The sequence below is a fragment of the Streptomyces sp. TM32 genome, from assembly GCF_004122755.1.
Lineage (GTDB): Bacteria > Actinomycetota > Actinomycetes > Streptomycetales > Streptomycetaceae > Streptomyces > Streptomyces sioyaensis.
Window position 1 is genome coordinate 51,958 of record NZ_SDIG01000018.1, and the last position, 16,987, is coordinate 68,944.

The window sequence follows — 16,987 nt, forward strand, 5'->3', positions numbered from 1 at the left end:
TCACACAGATGTGATCTAAAACACCGCTGTGTTTGGGACAGATAAAGGCGGGCAGACGCGCACGCGGAGCTGACCGGTAGCGGATTCAAATATTCCACCGGTAAGGCGGGCCGACCCCGTGTCGCTCCACGACCTGTCCGTGGGGGTGACAGGTCGTTTCTCGTGCGACAAGAGAGGCATATGTGGCCAGGCTGCAAGCCGAGCACCTGTACAAAGTGTTCGGCAGAAGACCCGAGGAAGCGGTCCGCAGGCTCCGGGACGGTGCCGGTCGTGAGGAACTGCGGGACGAAGGCACCACCGCGGCGGTGATCGACGCCTCGATCGAGGTGGACGAGGGCCAGATATTCGTGGTCATGGGCCTGTCCGGATCCGGCAAGTCCACACTGCTGCGCACCCTCAACGGGCTGCTGGAGCCCACCGCGGGAACCGTACGGTTCGACGGCCAGGACCTCACGTCGCTCAGCGACAAGGAGCTGCGCAAGGTCCGCTCCGAGAAGATCTCCATGGTCTTCCAGCACTTCGCGCTCTTCCCGCACCGCAGCGTGCTGGAGAACGCCGCCTACGGCCTCGACGTGCAGGGCGTACCGCGCGCCGAGCGCACCAGGCGCGCCACCGAGGCGCTGGAACTCACCGGGCTCAAGGGCTGGGAGAAGTCCTGGCCCGACGAGCTCTCCGGCGGTATGCAGCAGCGCGTGGGCCTGGCCCGGGCGCTGGCCACCGACGCCGATCTGCTGCTGATGGACGAGTCCTTCAGCGCCCTCGACCCGCTGATCCGGCGGGACATGCAGGACCAGCTGCTGGAACTGCAGAAGTCCCTGAAGAAGACCATTGTCTTCATCACCCACGACCTCAACGAGGCGATGCGCCTCGGCGACCGCATCGCGGTGATGCGGGACGGCCGGATCGTGCAGATCGGCAGCGCCGAGGACATCCTCCTGCGGCCCGCCAACGACTATGTGGCGTCCTTCATCCAGGACGTCGACCGCAGCCGGGTGCTCACCGCCGGCGCGGTGATGGCCGAGGTCGGCACCGTACTGGGTGCCACGGGCCCCGACGGCCGGACGCTCGGCACCGCCGCGGAGTTCCGGGCCGCCGCGCCCGCGACGGTCGGTATCGACACCCCGCTCGCCGAGCTGTTCGCCCCCTGCTCGACCAGCACCGTTCCGGTCGCCGTGACCGACGCGCACGGTGAACTGGCCGGCGCCGTACCGGCCGAGCGGCTGCTCGCCGTCCTCGGCGACGGCGCGGACCGGGAGCCGGCCTCCGGCGTCCCCTCCCAGGCCACCGGCGCGCCCGCCACGGCGGCGCGGCTCGACAAGCAGCCCGCCACGGGCACGGCGGCGGAGGACTCCCCGGCCGCGCCCGGGAACGACGCGCCCGAGGACGAGGTGAGCGCCGATGCCTAGGATCCCGATAGGCAGTTGGGCCGAGGGTGCCGTCAACTGGCTGCGCGACCACCTCGACTGGCTCTTCACCCTCATTACGAAGGTGCTGAACGGCCTCTACGACGTCATCCACACGGTCCTGTCCGGGCCCGAACCGCTGCTGCTGGCCGGCATCCTCGCGGTCCTCGCCTGGTGGCTGCGCGGTCTGCCGGCGGCCCTGCTGACCTTCCTCGGCTTCGCGCTGATCAAGTCGGTCGAACAGTGGGGCCCGACCATCGAGTCGCTCTCCCTGGTGCTGGTGGCCTGCTTGATCACCATCGTGGTCGCCGTGCCGCTCGGCATCTGGGCGGCCCGCAGCCGGGTCGTCGGCGGGGCGCTGCGCCCGGTCCTGGACCTGATGCAGACGATGCCGGCGATGGTCTACCTCATCCCCGGCATCCTCTTCTTCGGCCTCGGCGTCGTGCCCGGCATCGTCGCCACCATCGTCTTCTCCATGCCGCCCGCGGTCCGGATGACCGAGCTCGGCATCCGGCAGGTCGACGAGGAACTGGTCGAGGCGGCCGAGGCGTTCGGCACCCACCCGCGGCGCACGCTCTTCCGGGTGCAGCTGCCGCTGGCGCTGCCCACGATCATGGCCGGTATCAACCAGGTCATCATGCTGGCGCTGTCCATGGTCGTCATCGCCGGCATGGTCGGCGGCGGCGGTCTCGGCTCGTCGGTCTACAACGCGATCAGCTCGGTCGATGTGGCGCTGGGCGCCGAGGCCGGACTCGCGGTCGTCATCCTCGCCATGTACCTGGACCGGATGACCGGCGCGCTCAACCAGCGGGTCTCCCCGCTCGGCCGGCGCGCGCTGGCCAAGGCGCAGGCGGCGCTGGGCGGCATGAAGTTCCTGCACTGGCGGCCCGCCACCTCCGTGGCGATGGTCGGTGTGGTCGTGCTCGCGCTGCTCGCCGGCGGGATGAGCTACTTCGGAAAGTCGGGCGGATCGTCCGGCGGCGGCAACGGCCGGCCGATCAGCCTCGGTTACGTCAACTGGGACGAGGGCAAGGCCACCACCTACCTGTGGAAGGAGATCCTGGAGCAGCGGGGCTACAAGCCCAAGGTCCAGGCGCTGGAGGCCGGTCCGCTGTTCGCCGGGCAGGCCCGCGGTGACATCGACGTCCAGACCAACGCCTGGCTGCCGACCACCCACGCCTCGTACTGGAAGAAGTACAAGGACAAGCTGGAGGACCTCGGAGCCTGGTACGACAAGACCTCGCTGGAGATCGCGGTCCCGTCGTACATGAAGGACATCACGTCCCTCGACGACCTCAAGGGCAAGGGCGGCCAGTTCGGCGGCAAGATCACCGGTATCGAGCCGGGCGCCGGCGAGATGAAGATCCTCAAGGACAAGGTCCTCAAGGACTACGGCCTGGGCGGCGAGTACAAGGTCCAGGAGTCCAGCACCGCGTCGATGCTCAGCGAGCTGGACCGCTCGATCCGCGCCAAGAAGCCGGTCGCGGTCACGCTGTGGTCGCCGCACTGGGCGTACGACAAGTACAAGCTCACCAAGCTCAAGGACCCCAAGGGCTCCTTCGGCTCCGGAGACAGCCTGCATCTGCTGGGCCGCAAGGGCTTCGCCAAGGACGAGCCCCAGGTCGCCAAGTGGATGAAGAACTTCCATCTGGACGAGAAGCAGCTCACCAGCCTCGAGAACGACATCAAGAGCGCCGGTGAGGGCCATGAGCAGGACGGTGTGCGCACCTGGCTCAAGAAGCACCCGGGCCTGGTCGACAAGGTCGCGCCGTCCGCGGACGCCTCCTACGCCAAGGGCAAGGATGCCGGCAAGGCCCCGAACATCGGCTACCCCGCGTGGGACGAGGGCATCGCCACCACGTACCTGTGGAAGAACGTCCTGGAAAAGCGCGGCTACAAGCCGAACATCCGCAACCTCGACATCGGGCCGATGTGGACCGGGCTGTCCACGGGCCAGATCGATGTGGAGACCGACGGCTGGCTACCGGTGGCGCAGAAGCAGTACTGGGACAAGTACAAGAAGGATCTCGTCGACGTCGGGGCCTGGTACGACAAGACCTCGCTGGAGATCGCGGTCCCGTCCTACGTCAAGGGCGTCAAGACGCTCGACGATCTGCGCAAGCACAAGGACGAGTTCGGCGGCAAGATCATCGGGATCGAGCCCGGCACCGGCGAGATGAAGCGCCTCAAGGACACCGTCGCCCCGGCGTACGGCCTGAAGGACTTCGAGATCACCTCGGCCGGCACCAGCGCCATGCTGACCGAGCTGGACCGGGCGTACCACAAGAAGGAGCCCGTCGCCGTGGTGCTGTGGTCGCCGCACTGGGCCTACAGCAAGTACAAGCTCACCAAGCTCGCGGATCCCAAGGGCACCTGGGGCGCCAACAACCAGATCAAGACGCTCGGCACCAAGAGCTTCCCGAAGAAGTTCCCGGAGTTCGCCGGCTGGCTGAAGAACTGGAAGATGAACGCCGAGGAGCTCGGCAGCCTGGAGAAGGACATCCAGGACGCCGGCAAGGGCAACGAGAACAAGGGCGTCGAGAAGTGGATCGGTGACCATCCGGGCATCGTCGACAAGATGGCGCCGGTGAAGTAGGCGAGCGGGGCGTGCCCGGCACGCTCCCGCGGTGGGCCCCGTCCCCGGCACCGGCCGGGCGGCGGGGCCTCTCGCACGGCCGGTGCCGGTGACCCGTTCGGCGGGGCCGCCGCGGGCCGCCGCCGGTCCCAAACGCGGCCGGTACGGCGAGATCTCCGCACGGCTCACCCGACCGGCCGCGTTTGCTGCGCGACGGAACGGGACTGGTGATTCGCTCTGGTATATGACGGTATTTCCTTGGCGGTCGCCGTGGTCTGCCCACGGCCGCAGCGGTCGCGGACGCCGAAGGAGAGGATCGTGAAGCCTGCGTACACCGCCGCTGCCGCCCTGCTCGGCGTCACCGTCCTGGGCCTCGCCGCGCCCGCCGCGCCCGCCGCGCCCGCCGCGTCGGCCCATGTCGAGCCGGACCCCATGGTGGCCGGGCAACGGGTGCGCATCAGCGACGGCAGCCGGTGTGCCGCGGCCACCGGGGCGCGGGTGGCCTCGCCGCTGTTCGGGTCGGTGGCGCTGCGGCCGGGACGCCGCGGGATGGCCGCCGATGCCCGGGTCGCCGAGGGGACGGCCCCGGGCCGCTACCCGGTCACCGTCGAATGCGGGCCGGGCCGGGCGCGGTTCACCGAGACCGTCACCGTGCGGGACGGCCGGGTCGAGGGGGTCGACGCCGGTCAGGCGGTGGGTGGTCTGGCGCTGTTCGCCCTGGCCGGGGGCGCGGCGTACTGGCTCCGCCGCACCGCCAACGGGCGCTCCCCGGGGACGGGTTGACGGGCGGCGGTCCGCGGCCGGGCCGGTGACGGGCGCCTACCGTGGGGCGGATGACCGCCGGGCGTACGGCGGCTACGGGGTGACCGGCCGGGGCGGCGCCGGCAGGTGTCCGCGGGCCAGCCCGAGAGCGGTGCGGGTGAAGGCCACCGCCACCGCCGTGACGAGCAGGGCGTAGAGGGCCACCGCGAGCCCGTCGAAGACGCCCAGCCCGGTCTGCCGGGCCAGTCCCGCGGCCCCCGTGACACAGGTCCCCAGCGGGAAGGTGAAGCCCCACCAGGTCATCGTGAAACCCATGCCGTTGCGGACGGCGCGGACCACCATCGCCGTCGCGAGCGCGAGCCAGAGCAGGGCGAAGCCCATCACCGGGACGCCGTAGAGCACCGCGAAGGCGTCCATCGCGGGCGCCAAGGAGGCGTCCACGACTCCGGGCGCGACATGGGCGAGGTTGGTGACGGCGGTGGTGGACTGGCCCAGCGGGCCCAGGACGAGGAACAGCGTGGGGGTCAGGGCGAGGGGCAGCGGGCCGTGATGGAGCAGCCGGGACATCACGAGCGGCAGCACGAGCAGCGTGGCCAGCAGGGACATCCCGAACAGCGCATAGCAGGCGTACAGCAGGGTCTGCTGCCACGGGCCGGCCGGCAGATGCGGCACCAGGGCGGGGCCCAGCGCCGCCGAGACCATGGGTGCGACCAGCGGCAGCAGCCAGACGGGGGAGGCGCTGCCGGCGTCGATGCGGTGCCGCGTCACCATCAGATACGGGATCGCTGCGGCCGCCGTGAGGCCGACGAGGGTGCCCAGGCTCCACAGGACGGCGTCCGCGGCGAGGGCGGCGGGTGCGCCGATGACCTCCCGGCCCACGGCCAGCGTGCCGCCGCCCACCGCCAGCAGTGCCATCGCCGTACAGCCGTGGAAGGGGGCGACCGCGGGGTCCAGCAGATCGCGGCGCGCCTGGTCCCCGTGGCGGACCCAGTGCACACCCCGGGCGACCAGCAGGGCCAGCAGCATCAGCGCCGACAGCGCCCAGACGGCCTGGTACGCGAGGCGGGCACCGGTCGCCGTGAACGGCAGGGCCGCACCGGCACCGGCGACGATCGCCGTCCCCATGACGGCGGCGTACCAGTTGGGCCCGAGGTGGCGGACCGAGCGTGGGCGAGCGGGGGTGCCGGTGCCTGTGCCGCCACCGGGGTCGGCGCGGGAAACCGTGTGCGCGAGGGTTGCCATGGCATCCAGCGTGGTGGCCGGGTGCCGGCGCCACCAGGGGCATCGCGTCTATGAGGGCATAAGCTGGGATTATGTGCAGGGGCGTGTCTGGAGGAGTCGATGGGTGACGAGGCCGAGCCTGTCGCCGTGTCGCTGGCACACCGGGTCCCGGACCTCGGTGCGCTGGAGCTGCTGCTCGCCGTCGCCCGGCTCGGCAGTCTGGGGCGGGCCGCCCGGGCGCGCGGGATCAGCCAGCCCGCCGCCAGCAGCCGGATCCGATCCATGGAGCGGCAGTTGGGGGTGGCGCTGGTCGAACGCTCGCCGCGCGGCTCCCGGCTGACGGACGCCGGTGCGCTGGTGACGGACTGGGCGCGGCGGGTGGTGGAGGCGGCCGAGGCCTTCGACGCGGGGGCGCAGGCGCTGCGCGGCCGACGCGATTCCCGGCTGCGGGTAGCTGCCAGCATGACGATCGCCGAGTATCTGCTGCCGGGGTGGTTGATCGCGCTGCGCGCCCAGCGGCCCGGGACCGCCGTTTCACTGCTCGCCGGCAATTCCCGCGCGGTCGCCGAGCGGCTGCTGACCGGCGCGGCCGACCTCGGGTTCGTGGAGGGGCTCCAGGTGCCGGAGGGGCTGGACGGGACGGTCATCGGGCACGACCGGCTGATCGTGGTCGCCGCCCCGTCCCACCCCTGGACCCGGCGGCGCAGCGAGCTGACCGCCGCCGAACTCGCGGCCACCCCGCTGATTCTGCGCGAGCGCGGCTCGGGGACCCGGCAGGTGCTGGACGCGGCGCTGGCCCGCCACGGCGGACTGGCCGCACCGCTCCTCGAACTCGCCTCGACCACCGCCGTGAAGGCGGCGGTGGTGAGCGAGGCGGCCCCCTCCGTCCTCAGCGAACTCGCCGTCGGGGAGGAGCTGACCGCGCGCCGGCTGGTGGAGATTCCGGTACGCGGGCTGCGGCTGGGCCGGGAGCTGCGTGCCGTGTGGCCGGCCGGTCAGCGCCCGGCGGGCCCGGCCCGCCAGCTGCTGGGACTGACCCGCCCGACGGCATGAGCGGCCCCCGCACCGGCGGGCCGCCCTGCCCGCGGGATCACTCCGTGGCGGCCGCTCCGCCCGCCGCCACCAGGGCCTCCATCACCCGGGTGTCGTCGCCGGCCTCCGGGTGCCACTGCACCGCCAGCGTGAAGCCGGGCGCGTCCGGCAGTTCCAGGGCCTCGATGGTGCCGTCCTCCGCGTAGGCCGAGGCCAGCAGTCCGTGGCCGAGCCGGTCCACGGCCTGGTGGTGGTACGTCGGCACGGAGAGCGGCTCGGGCAGCGTACGGCCCAGCAGCGTCCCGGGAACCGGCTTGATGTCGTGCCGCTGGAAGACCCCGGGGGCGCCCGCGTGGCCGTCGAGGTGCTGGACGAGGGTGCCGCCCAGCGCCACGTTCAGCAGCTGGAGGCCGCGGCAGATGCCCAGCAGCGGGACGCCGTCCGCCAAGGCGGCCTCGATCAGGGCCAGTTCCCAGGCGTCCCGGTCCAGGGACGGTGGGCCGGTGCGGGGGTGCGGCTCGGCGCCGTACCGCGCCGGTGCCACATCCGCGCCGCCGGCGATCACCACCGCGTCCAGCCGCGCCACCGTCGCGGCGGCGGTCGCCGGATCGCCCGGCGGCAGCAGCACGGGCAGCCCGCCCGAGCGCTGCACCAGCCGCGGATATCCGGCGGGCACCAGCGCGGCCGGCAGCGTCCAGACCCCCCAGCTGGCTTCCTGCTGGTAGGTGCTGATGCCGATGAGAGGCTTGGACACGGATCCCGTCCCTTCAGAATTCCAGTTCGTGCTCAATGGCGGCCAGCTCCTCGGCCGAGCCCTGGACCTTCGGGCCGGTGAACCACTTGCGGGCCGACACCAGCCACCAGATGCCGGCGAAGCCGAGGACGACGAGGACGGCGATCGGGGTGTAGTTGAAGGTGTCCGTCGTGACCGGGCTGCTCGTCGGGAGCATGAACAGGACGGAGATGACCAGGGTCCATCCGACGGCGATGGTGCCGATGACCTTGCTCCAGCGGCCGAGGTGCCACGGGCCGCGCTCGAACCGGTCGCCCTGCAGCAGGCGGAGGAAGATGGGCATGACGTAGGCGATGTACAGGCCGATCACGGCGATCGAGGTGACGGCCGCGTACGCCGTGGTGTTCCACAGGTACGGCAGGCCCAGCAGGAAGGCGCCGCCGGCGGCCAGCCAGACCGCGTTGGTCGGGGTCTTGGTCCGCTGGTTGATGCTGTGCCACAGCCGGGAGCCGGGCAGCGCGCCGTCCCGGGAGAAGGCGTAGATCATGCGCGAGTTGGCGGTGACCGAGGCCATGCCGCAGAAGAACTGGGCGCCGATGGCGATCAGCAGGAGCAGCTTGCCGCCGGTGGCTCCGAGGGCGTCGATGAAGATCTGCGCCGGGGGGACGCCGGTCTTGCTGTTCAGCGCACCGTCGTAGCTCTGGATGGCGAAGGTGATGCCGACCAGCAGGATCCAGCCGGCGACCAGTGAGACGAGGATCGACATCACGATGCCGCGCGGCCCGGCCTTGGCCGCGTCGTGGGTCTCCTCGGTCATGTGCGCCGAGGCGTCGTAGCCGGTGAAGGTGTACTGCGCGAGCAGCAGTCCGAGCAGGCCGACGTAGAGGCTGGAGTGCCAGCCGGTGTTGTTGACGACGTGCGTGAAGACGAAGGAGGCGGACTGGTGCTTCGCCGGCAGGACGACCAGCGCGCCCACGATGACCAGCACACCGAAGACGTGCCACCACACGCTGACGTTGTTGAGCAGGGAGACCAGCTTCACGCCGAGGGTGTTCAGCAGGCCGTGCGCCAGCAGGATCACAGCGAACAGCATGATGGTGTGTGCCGGCGTGGCGGTGAAGCCGAACTGCAGGTCCAGCAGCGCGTTCAGGAAGGACGCGGCCCCGAAGTCGACGCCCGCGGTCACCGCGACCTGGCCGAGGAAGTTGAACCAGCCGGTGAACCAGGACCACGCCGGGCCGCGCGAGGGGGCCAGCTTCGCCGCCCAGTAGTACAGGCCGCCCGCTGTCGGGTAGCTGGAGCAGACCTCGGCCATCGCCAGGCCCACGAACAGGGTCATGATGCCGACCACCGGCCAGCCCCAGGTGATCAGGGCGGGTCCACCGGTGTTCATGCCGAAGCCGTACAGCGTGAGACAGCCGGAGAGCACCGAGATGATGCTGAACGAGACGGCGAAGTTGGAGAACGCCGACATGGAGCGTGCGAGTTCCTGCGCGTAACCGAGTTGGTGGAGGCGCTCTTCATCGCTGGACGGCTGAGGAGATTGATGTTCCTGGTCTGGGTTCGTCGCGGGCTTGTCGATGGACACAACGCCTCCGAGGGCCTCGGGAATCCGTGGCGGGTACGGCGTCCGGCGAACCGCTCCCAGCCTCGCAATAAAGGTATGGGGCGATACCTTTGCTGCCAGGGCGGCTGAGCGCAAGACCTGGACGGAAATATCTCGTGACGGTCAGGTTTCCCGGGGCGGGAAGTTTCATGACAGGAAGCCGCGCAGCAGGGCCGCGGTGCCCGCGCAGTGCTCCCGCATCACCTCGCGGGCGCCGTCCGCGTCGCCCTCCAGCACCGCCTCGACCAGCGCGCTGTGCTGGGTCTGGGAGTGCTCCAGATTCCGCACCAGCAGCGGGATGCAGTCCAGCAGATCGTTCACGCTCGCCCGCACCGCCGCGTACTGCGCCGCCAGCGAGGGCGAGCCGGACAGCTCGGCGAGCGTCAGGTGCAGCAGGGTGTCGCGCCGGCGGTAGTCGGCCAGCGGGGCCTCCTGGGTCGCCGCGAGCGCCGCCCGCAGCCGGTCCCGCTGCACGTCGGAGAGCCCGTGGGCGGCGCACAGCCCGGCCGCGCCCACCTCCAGCACCTCCCGGAAGCGCAGGGTGTCCTCGACGTCGATCTTCTCGGTCCGACGGCGCAGCTCGGCCTCGCCCGGATTCTCCGCCCGCACCCGGACGAACGTGCCGCCGTAGCGTCCGCGCCGGCTCTCCACCAGACCCTCGTCCTGCAGCACCTTGAGCACCTCGCGCAGGGTGACCCGGCTGATCTGCAGCCGCTCCGCCAGCTCCCGCTCCGCGGGCAGCCGCTCGCCCTGGGGTACCAGGCCGAGCCGGACGATCTGGAGTATCTGCTCCAGCGCCTCCTCGAAGCCGTTGCCCGCCCGCACCGGCCGCAGCACGGGTGCCAGTCGGTCAGCCGCACCGTCCATCGATACCCCTTCCCAATCAATGGTTCGTGTGCCTACCTTATGACCTCCGGATGCAGTGACAGGAGGCAACACCGTGGCAGACCGCACGCCCCCACTCTCCGTCGAGGAGCTCAGAGACCTCGTCGACGCCGGGGAGATCGACACTGTCGTCCTCGCCTTCACCGATATGCAAGGCCGACTCCAGGGCAAGCGGTTCGCGGCCCGATATTTCCTCGACACCGTCCTCGACCACGGCACGGAGGGCTGCAACTACCTCCTCGCCGTCGATGTCGACCTCAACACGGTCGAGGGCTATGCCATGTCCTCCTGGGAACGCGGCTACGGCGACTTCGCCATGCACGGCGACGTCGCCACCCTGCGCCGCACCCCCTGGAACCCCGGCACCGCGCTGATCACCGCCGACCTCGCCTGGCACGACCGCTCCCCGGTCGCCGCCTCGCCCCGGCAGATCCTGCGGCGTCAGCTCGACCGTCTCGCCGAGCGGGGCTGGAGCGCGTACGCCGGCACCGAGCTCGAATTCATGCTCTTCAAGGACTCCTACGAGGACGCCTGGTCCCGCGGCTACCGCGAGATGAACCCGGCCAACCAGTGGAACGGCGACTACTCCGTCCTCGGCACCGGCCGCGTCGAGCCCGTCCTGCGCCGGATCCGCAACGAGATGGGCGCGGCCGGGATGACCGTCGAGTCCGCCAAGGGCGAGTGCAACCTCGGCCAGCACGAGATCGTGTTCGTCTACGACGAGGCGCTCACCACCTGCGACCAGCACAGCATCTACAAGACCGGCGCCAAGGAGATCGCCGCCCAGGAGGGCATGTCGCTCACCTTCATGGCGAAGTACGACGAGCGCGAGGGCAACTCCTGTCACATCCACCTCTCGCTGCAGGACGAGGACGGCCGGCCGGTGCTGGCCGACGAGAGCGGCCCGTACGGCATGTCGAAGACCATGCGGCACTTCCTGGCGGGCCAGCTCGCCGCGATGCGTGACTTCACGCTCTTCTACGCGCCCAACATCAACTCCTACAAGCGCTTCCGCCCCGGCTCCTTCGCGCCCACCGCCGTCGCCTGGGGCCCCGACAACCGCACCTGCGCCCTGCGGGTCGTCGGGCACGGCCGCGCCCACCGCCTGGAGAACCGGCTGCCCGGCGGCGATGTGAACCCCTATCTCGCGGTCGCCGGCATGGTCGCGGCCGGCCTGTACGGCATCGAGCACGAGCTGGAACTCCCCGAGGCCACCACCGGCAACGCCTACACAGGCGACGCCGCCCACGTCCCCACGACCCTGCGCGAGGCCGCCGAGCTGTGGGAGAACAGCCCGATCGCCCGCGAGGCCTTCGGCGACGAGGTCGTCGACCACTACCGCCACATGGCCCGCGTCGAGCAGGACTCCTACGACGCCGCCGTCACGGACTGGGAGCGCTTCCGCTCCTTCGAGCGCATGTGAGGAACCGACCGTGTCCACTGGTCTGCACGAGCTGAAGATTCTCAACCCGGCGACCGAGGAGGTGGTGGCCACCGTCCCCACCACCTCCCCGGCCGAGGTCGACGCCGCGGTCCGCCGGGCCGCCGCCGCCCAGCAGTCCTGGGCCGCGGTGGCACCCGGCGACCGGGCCCGGCTGCTGCGCCGCTTCGCCGAGGTCGTCGACGCCCACATCGAGCCGCTGGCCGCGCTCGAACTCAAGGAAGCCGGCCATCCGCTGGGCAACGCCCGGTGGGAGGCGGGCAACGTCCGCGATCTGCTGCACTACGCGGCCGGGGGAGTGGAGCGCCTGAACGGCACCCAGATCCCGGTCGCCGGCGGCCTGAACATCACCGTCCAGGAACCGCTCGGCGTGGTCGCCGTCATCGCCCCCTGGAACTTCCCGATGCCGATCGCCGCCTGGGGCACCGCCCCCGCGCTCGCGGCCGGCAACGCGGTCCTCCTCAAGCCCGCCGAGACCACCCCGCTCACCGCGCTCAGGCTCGCCGAACTCGCCCTGGAGGCGGGGCTGCCCGAAGGCCTCTTCCAGGTCCTGCCCGGCGAGGGCCCGGTCACCGGCACCGCGCTGGTCGACCACCCCGGCGTCGCCAAGGTCGTCTTCACCGGCTCCACCGCGACCGGCCGGCAGATCGCCGCCCGCTGCGCGGCACAGACCAAGCGGCTCACCCTCGAACTCGGCGGCAAGAGCCCCAACATCGTCTTCGCCGACGCCGATCTGGAGGCCGCCGCGGCCGCCGCCCCCGGCTCCTTCCTCGACAACACCGGCCAGGACTGCTGCGCCCGCAGCCGCATCCTCGTCCAGCGCGGCGTCTACGACCGCTTCCTGGAGCTGCTGGAGCCCCAGGTCAAGGCGTTCACCGTCGGCGACCCGGCCGATCCCGCCACCCAGATGGGCCCGCTGATCTCCGCCGCCCAGCGCGAGCGGGTACGGTCCTACGTCCCCGAGGACGCCCCGGCCGCCATCCGCGGCGAGGCGCCCGCCGGCAAGGGCTTCTGGTACCCGGCCACCGTCCTGGAGGGCCGCCCCGAGGACCGTACGGCCGTCGAGGAGATCTTCGGCCCGGTCGCGGTGGTCATGCCCTTCGACGACGAGGCCGACGCGGTCCGGATCGCCAACACCACCGACTACGGCCTGTCCGGCTCGCTGTGGACCCGGGACGTCGGCCGCGCACTGCGGGTCTCGCGCGGCGTGGCGGCCGGCAACCTCTCCGTCAACTCCCACAGCAGCGTGCGGTATTGGACCCCCTTCGGCGGGTTCAAGCAGTCCGGCCTCGGCCGTGAACTGGGACCGGACGCCCTGACCGCCTTCACCGAGACCAAGAACATCTTCATCAGCACAGAGGAGCGCTAAGTGACCGACCAGACCGCAGTGTGCCGCCGCCTCGTCGGCCGTACCGCCGTGATCACCGGAGCCGGCAGCGGCATCGGCCTGGCCACCGCCCGCCGACTCGCCTCCGAGGGCGCCCACATCGTGTGCGCCGACATCGACGAGGCGGCGGGCAAGGCCGCCGCCGAAGAGGTCGGCGGCCTCTACGTCCAGGTCGACGTGACCGACTCCGAGCAGGTCGAGGCGCTCTACAGGACCGCCTTCGACACCTACGGCTCGGTGGACATCGCCTTCAACAACGCCGGCATCTCCCCGCCCGACGACGACTCGATCCTCACCACCGGCCTGGACGCCTGGAAGCGCGTGCAGGAGGTCAACCTCACCTCGGTCTACCTCTGCTGCAAGCACGCGCTGCCCTACATGCAGCGGCAGGGCAAGGGCTCCATCATCAACACCGCGTCCTTCGTGGCCGTGATGGGCGCCGCCACCTCCCAGATCAGCTACACCGCCTCCAAGGGCGGCGTGCTGTCCATGTCCCGTGAACTGGGCGTGCAGTTCGCCCGCGAGGGCATCCGGGTCAACGCGCTGTGCCCGGGGCCGGTCAACACCCCGCTGCTCAAGGAGCTGTTCGCCAAGGACCCCGAGCGCGCCGCACGCCGTCTGGTGCACGTCCCGGTGGGCCGGTTCGCCGAGCCCGAGGAGATCGCCTCCGCGGTCGCCTTCCTGGCCAGCGACGACTCCTCGTTCGTCAACGCCGCCGAATTCCTGGTCGACGGAGGGATCGCGGGTGCCTACGTCACCCCGGTATGACCACTAGGGCCTGGTCCCCGAACGCCAGACCCTAGTTGTTCACCTCCACTTCCGCTTCATGGCGGCCGGGCTTCGCACCACGCTCGGCCGCCATGCGCTAGCCTCCGCCTTCGATTCTTCGTTCGACAGGAGTGTGTTCCATGCTCACCACACGTCGCTGGCTGGCAGTGGGTGCCGCCCTCGCGGTTGTGGGAGGCGGCGTCGCGTCCGCCCAGACGGCCACGGCGGGCCCGGCGCCGCGTCAGTGCCCCACCCTTCATGTCACCAAGGGCTGGTACGGCGACAACCGTGCCAAGCTGCAGAAAATGATCGACGAGCGGGGCAGCTGCGCCGGCTCCGACGGCGCGCGGCCGGTCGCCACCTTCGACTGGGACAACACCGTCGTCAAGAACGACATCTCCGACGCCACGCTGGCCTGGATGCTGCGGCACGACAAGGTGCTGCGCCCCGCCAGCTGGAAGGCCACCAACAAGTGGCTGACCGACGACGCGGCCGCCGCGCTCACCAAGGCCTGCGGCACCTCCGTGCCGGCCGGCCACCCGCTGCCGACCTCCACCGACACCGGCTGCACCGACGAGATACTCGACGTCTACAACGACGAGAAGACCTCGGACGGCAAGCCCGCGTTCGCGGGGGAGTGGAACCACCGGCGCACGGTGCCCTCCTACGTCTGGATCACCCAGCTGTTCGCCGGGCACACTCCGGACGCCCTGACCTCGTACGCCGCCAAGGCGCGCAAGCAGAACCTCGCCGCGCCGATCGGTACGGAGCAGACGGTCGGCACGCACAAGTGGGCCGGATACATCCGCTACTACGAGCAGCAGCGCGACCTCATCGGCACCCTCAAGAAGGCCGGCTTCGACGTCTACATCGTCTCGGCGTCCGCCGAGCCGCTGGTGCGGGCCTGGGCGCCCGGTGTGGGCATCGACCGGGACCACATCGTCGGCATCCGCAACATCGTCAGCCAGGGCCGGCTCACCACCGGCGTCCAGGGCTGCGGTGACGTCAAGGACACCAACGGCGAGGTCCTGACGTACATGGACGGCAAGCGCTGCTGGATCAACCAGGAGATCTTCCACGTCAAGGGCGCCAAGGCCTGGGAGCAGCAGGACCCGGCGCACCGCGCCGCCTTCGCGGCCGGCGACGCCGAGACCGATGTGACGTTCGTCGGCGATGCCACCGCCGGCCACCTCGCCATCAACCGCAACAAGACCGAGCTGATGTGCCGGGCGTACGACAACAGCGACCACCGCTGGATCATCAACCCGATGTTCATCGAGCCGAAGAAGCGCAAGACCGACCCCTACCCGTGCTCGACCGCCGGCTACGTCCAGCCGGACGGCACCCTCGCCCCGATTCACCGCCCCGACGGCTCGGTGATCCCGGACCAGCAGGACACGGTGTACTGAGCCACCGGCCCCGTACGGGGGAGGGCCGCGCCGGTCACAGAAAGGCGTGGCCCTCCCCGCGGTACGTCGGCACCGTGTCCACCACCCGGTCCCCGTCGACCAGGTGCAGCTCGGCGAACCGCTCGCACAGCTCACCGGCCTTCGCGTGCCGGAACCACACCTTGTCGCCGATCCGCAGCCCGTCGGCGGCCGGCCCCAGCAGCGGCGTCTGCACCTCGCCGGGGCCCTCCTGCGGGTCGTAGCGCAGCCCGGCCGGCAGATACGGCACCGGCAGCCGGTCCGCGCCGGCCACCCCCGACGCCGGATAGCCACCGCCCAGTACCGTCACCACCCCCGGGCCGGGGCGGCGCACCACCGGCTGGGCGAACAGCGCCGCCGGACGCCCGCTGAACGAACGGAAGTTGTCGAACAGCCGCGGTACGTACAGCCCCGAACCGGCCGCGATCTCGGTGACCGCCGCCTCCGCCGCGGTGTGCTGCACGCTGCCGGTGCCGCCGCCGTTGACGAACTCCAGCCGCGGCGCCACCGCCCGCACCGCCCGTACGGCCTCCCGGCGCCGCCGCGCCAGCTCCTTGCGCGCCGCCGCCTGCATCATCCGGACCGCCCGGGAGAACACCGGCCGGCCGGCGACCTCGTCGCCCACCCCCGCCAGATGCCCCTCGTACGCCATCAGCCCCACCAGACGGAACCCGGGCCGGCTCACCACCGTCCGGGCCAGCGCGGCCAGTTGGGCCGGCTCCCGCAGCGGAGAGCGGCGCGCACCGACCCGGACGTTCCCGACCGGCAGCCGGAAGGAGGTGTCCAGCTCCACGCACACCCGCACCTCCGTGCCGCCGCGCGCACCGTCCGGGCGGGCCGCGTCGATCAGATCCAGCTGCGCCGGGTCGTCGACCATCACCGTCACCGCGGCCGCCAGCTGCGGCTCGGCGGTCAGCTCGGCCAGCCCCGCCCGGTCCGCCGTCGGGTACGCCAGCAGGATGTCGTGGAAGCCCGAGCGGGCCAGCCACAGCGACTCCGCCAGCGTGAAACTCATCAGCCCCGCGAAGCCCTCCCGGGCCAGCACCCGCTCCAGCAGCGCCCGGCAGCGCACCGACTTGCTCGCCACCCGGATCGGCTTCCCCTGGGAACGGCGCACCAGATCGGCGGCGTTGGCGTCGAAGGCCCGCAGGTCGACGACGGCCAGCGGGGCGTCGAGGTGCGCGGTGGCCCGGTCGAAGGGGGTCTCCGCTGCGCGTGGAGGTCCCCCCGCTCGCGGGGAGCCGGGAGCGGGGGAGGAGTCGGGAGCCGGGGGACGAGCCCTGTCGCCATGCGCGTCGGCAGTCTGCGGTGACATGGCCGCAGCCTGCCAGAACCTCCTACCACTGGGTAGGGGGAGAGATGGCCACAGAGCGGACAGGGGTTGGAGCACGGACGCCGCCAGCCCTTAGAGTGGCCCGACACCGCAACCAGCAGGTCAGCGGCTGTTGTCCGGATACGAACCACCGTGCCCCGATTCCGGATCGGGTCGTGGCGGTCAGCGGTGCGAGGGGGAGCGCGGGTGAGCACCGACGCCGAATTCGCCGATGCGCGGCGCATCCCGCCCATACCCCCGCAGCCGCCCCGGCGGCCCGCTCCGCCCGCGCCGCCGGAGCCGGCGGCGGACCCGCACACGGCCGTGCTGCGCCGGGTGCCGGCCGAACCGTCCGCCCCGGGGACGCCCACCGTCCCGCCGCGCCCCGATCCGGAATCGGGGCACGGTGGTTCGTATCCGGACAACAGCCGCTGA

Annotated in this window: 14 protein-coding genes; 9 read left to right on the plus strand and 5 right to left on the minus strand. The window is 71.4% G+C overall.

The window, feature by feature from the left end; all coding sequences use genetic code 11:
* Positions 1–182: 182 nt before the first annotated feature.
* From EST92_RS06935 to EST92_RS06945, 3 genes are all read left to right on the plus strand, one after another.
* Positions 183–1,406: a glycine betaine/L-proline ABC transporter ATP-binding protein gene (locus EST92_RS06935; RefSeq protein ID WP_129280055.1), complete on the plus strand. Its 1,224-nt coding sequence runs from the start codon at positions 183–185 to the stop codon at positions 1,404–1,406.
* Positions 1,399–3,999, plus strand: coding sequence for an ABC transporter permease/substrate binding protein (locus EST92_RS06940; protein WP_129280056.1), 2,601 nt, complete (start codon positions 1,399–1,401; stop codon positions 3,997–3,999). The genes EST92_RS06935 and EST92_RS06940 overlap by 8 nt, the downstream gene beginning before the upstream one ends.
* A 297-nt stretch (positions 4,000–4,296) precedes the next feature.
* Complete coding sequence (locus tag EST92_RS06945; protein WP_129280057.1) at positions 4,297–4,761, plus strand: hypothetical protein; 465 nt, start codon at positions 4,297–4,299, stop codon at positions 4,759–4,761.
* Between the two features lie 72 nt (positions 4,762–4,833).
* Here the strand turns inward: EST92_RS06945 and EST92_RS06950 are convergent, their stop codons facing one another.
* Positions 4,834–5,982, minus strand: coding sequence for a TDT family transporter (locus EST92_RS06950; RefSeq protein WP_129280058.1), 1,149 nt, complete (start codon positions 5,980–5,982; stop codon positions 4,834–4,836).
* Positions 5,983–6,081: 99 nt separating this feature from the next.
* On the opposite strand from EST92_RS06950, the gene EST92_RS06955 reads away from it, so the two are divergent.
* On the plus strand, positions 6,082–7,014 hold the full coding sequence (locus tag EST92_RS06955) for a LysR family transcriptional regulator (RefSeq protein ID WP_174243943.1): 933 nt from the start codon (positions 6,082–6,084) through the stop codon (positions 7,012–7,014).
* 37 nt (positions 7,015–7,051) lie between these two features.
* On the opposite strand, the gene EST92_RS06960 is transcribed toward EST92_RS06955, so the two are convergent.
* The 3 genes from EST92_RS06960 to EST92_RS06970 all read right to left on the minus strand — a co-directional run bounded on the left by EST92_RS06960 (position 7,052) and on the right by EST92_RS06970 (position 10,199).
* On the minus strand, positions 7,052–7,747 hold the full coding sequence (locus EST92_RS06960; RefSeq protein WP_129280059.1) for a gamma-glutamyl-gamma-aminobutyrate hydrolase family protein: 696 nt from the start codon (positions 7,745–7,747) through the stop codon (positions 7,052–7,054).
* Positions 7,748–7,760: 13 nt separating this feature from the next.
* On the minus strand, positions 7,761–9,314 hold the full coding sequence (locus EST92_RS06965; protein ID WP_254068580.1) for an amino acid permease: 1,554 nt from the start codon (positions 9,312–9,314) through the stop codon (positions 7,761–7,763).
* Positions 9,315–9,479: 165 nt separating this feature from the next.
* Positions 9,480–10,199 (minus strand): FCD domain-containing protein, encoded by a 720-nt coding sequence (locus EST92_RS06970; protein ID WP_129280060.1) that lies wholly within the window; start codon positions 10,197–10,199, stop codon positions 9,480–9,482.
* Positions 10,200–10,272: 73 nt separating this feature from the next.
* Here EST92_RS06970 and EST92_RS06975 point away from each other — a divergent pair, with 73 nt between their 5' ends.
* The 4 genes from EST92_RS06975 to EST92_RS06990 all read left to right on the plus strand — a co-directional run bounded on the left by EST92_RS06975 (position 10,273) and on the right by EST92_RS06990 (position 15,222).
* Positions 10,273–11,640 carry a glutamine synthetase family protein gene (locus tag EST92_RS06975; RefSeq protein ID WP_129280061.1) on the plus strand — a complete coding sequence of 456 codons (1,368 nt, stop codon included), beginning with the start codon at positions 10,273–10,275 and terminating at the stop codon, positions 11,638–11,640.
* Positions 11,641–11,650: 10 nt separating this feature from the next.
* Positions 11,651–13,027: an aldehyde dehydrogenase family protein gene (locus EST92_RS06980; protein WP_129280062.1), complete on the plus strand. Its 1,377-nt coding sequence runs from the start codon at positions 11,651–11,653 to the stop codon at positions 13,025–13,027.
* Positions 13,028–13,813: a 3-oxoacyl-ACP reductase gene (locus tag EST92_RS06985; protein WP_129280063.1), complete on the plus strand. Its 786-nt coding sequence runs from the start codon at positions 13,028–13,030 to the stop codon at positions 13,811–13,813.
* 140 nt (positions 13,814–13,953) lie between these two features.
* Positions 13,954–15,222 (plus strand): haloacid dehalogenase-like hydrolase, encoded by a 1,269-nt coding sequence (locus EST92_RS06990; RefSeq protein ID WP_129280064.1) that lies wholly within the window; start codon positions 13,954–13,956, stop codon positions 15,220–15,222.
* Between the two features lie 34 nt (positions 15,223–15,256).
* Here the strand turns inward: EST92_RS06990 and EST92_RS06995 are convergent, their stop codons facing one another.
* Complete coding sequence (locus EST92_RS06995) at positions 15,257–16,555, minus strand: amino acid deaminase/aldolase (RefSeq protein WP_254068582.1); 1,299 nt, start codon at positions 16,553–16,555, stop codon at positions 15,257–15,259.
* Between the two features lie 204 nt (positions 16,556–16,759).
* On the opposite strand from EST92_RS06995, the gene EST92_RS07000 reads away from it, so the two are divergent.
* On the plus strand, positions 16,760–16,987 hold the full coding sequence (locus EST92_RS07000) for a hypothetical protein (protein WP_129280065.1): 228 nt from the start codon (positions 16,760–16,762) through the stop codon (positions 16,985–16,987).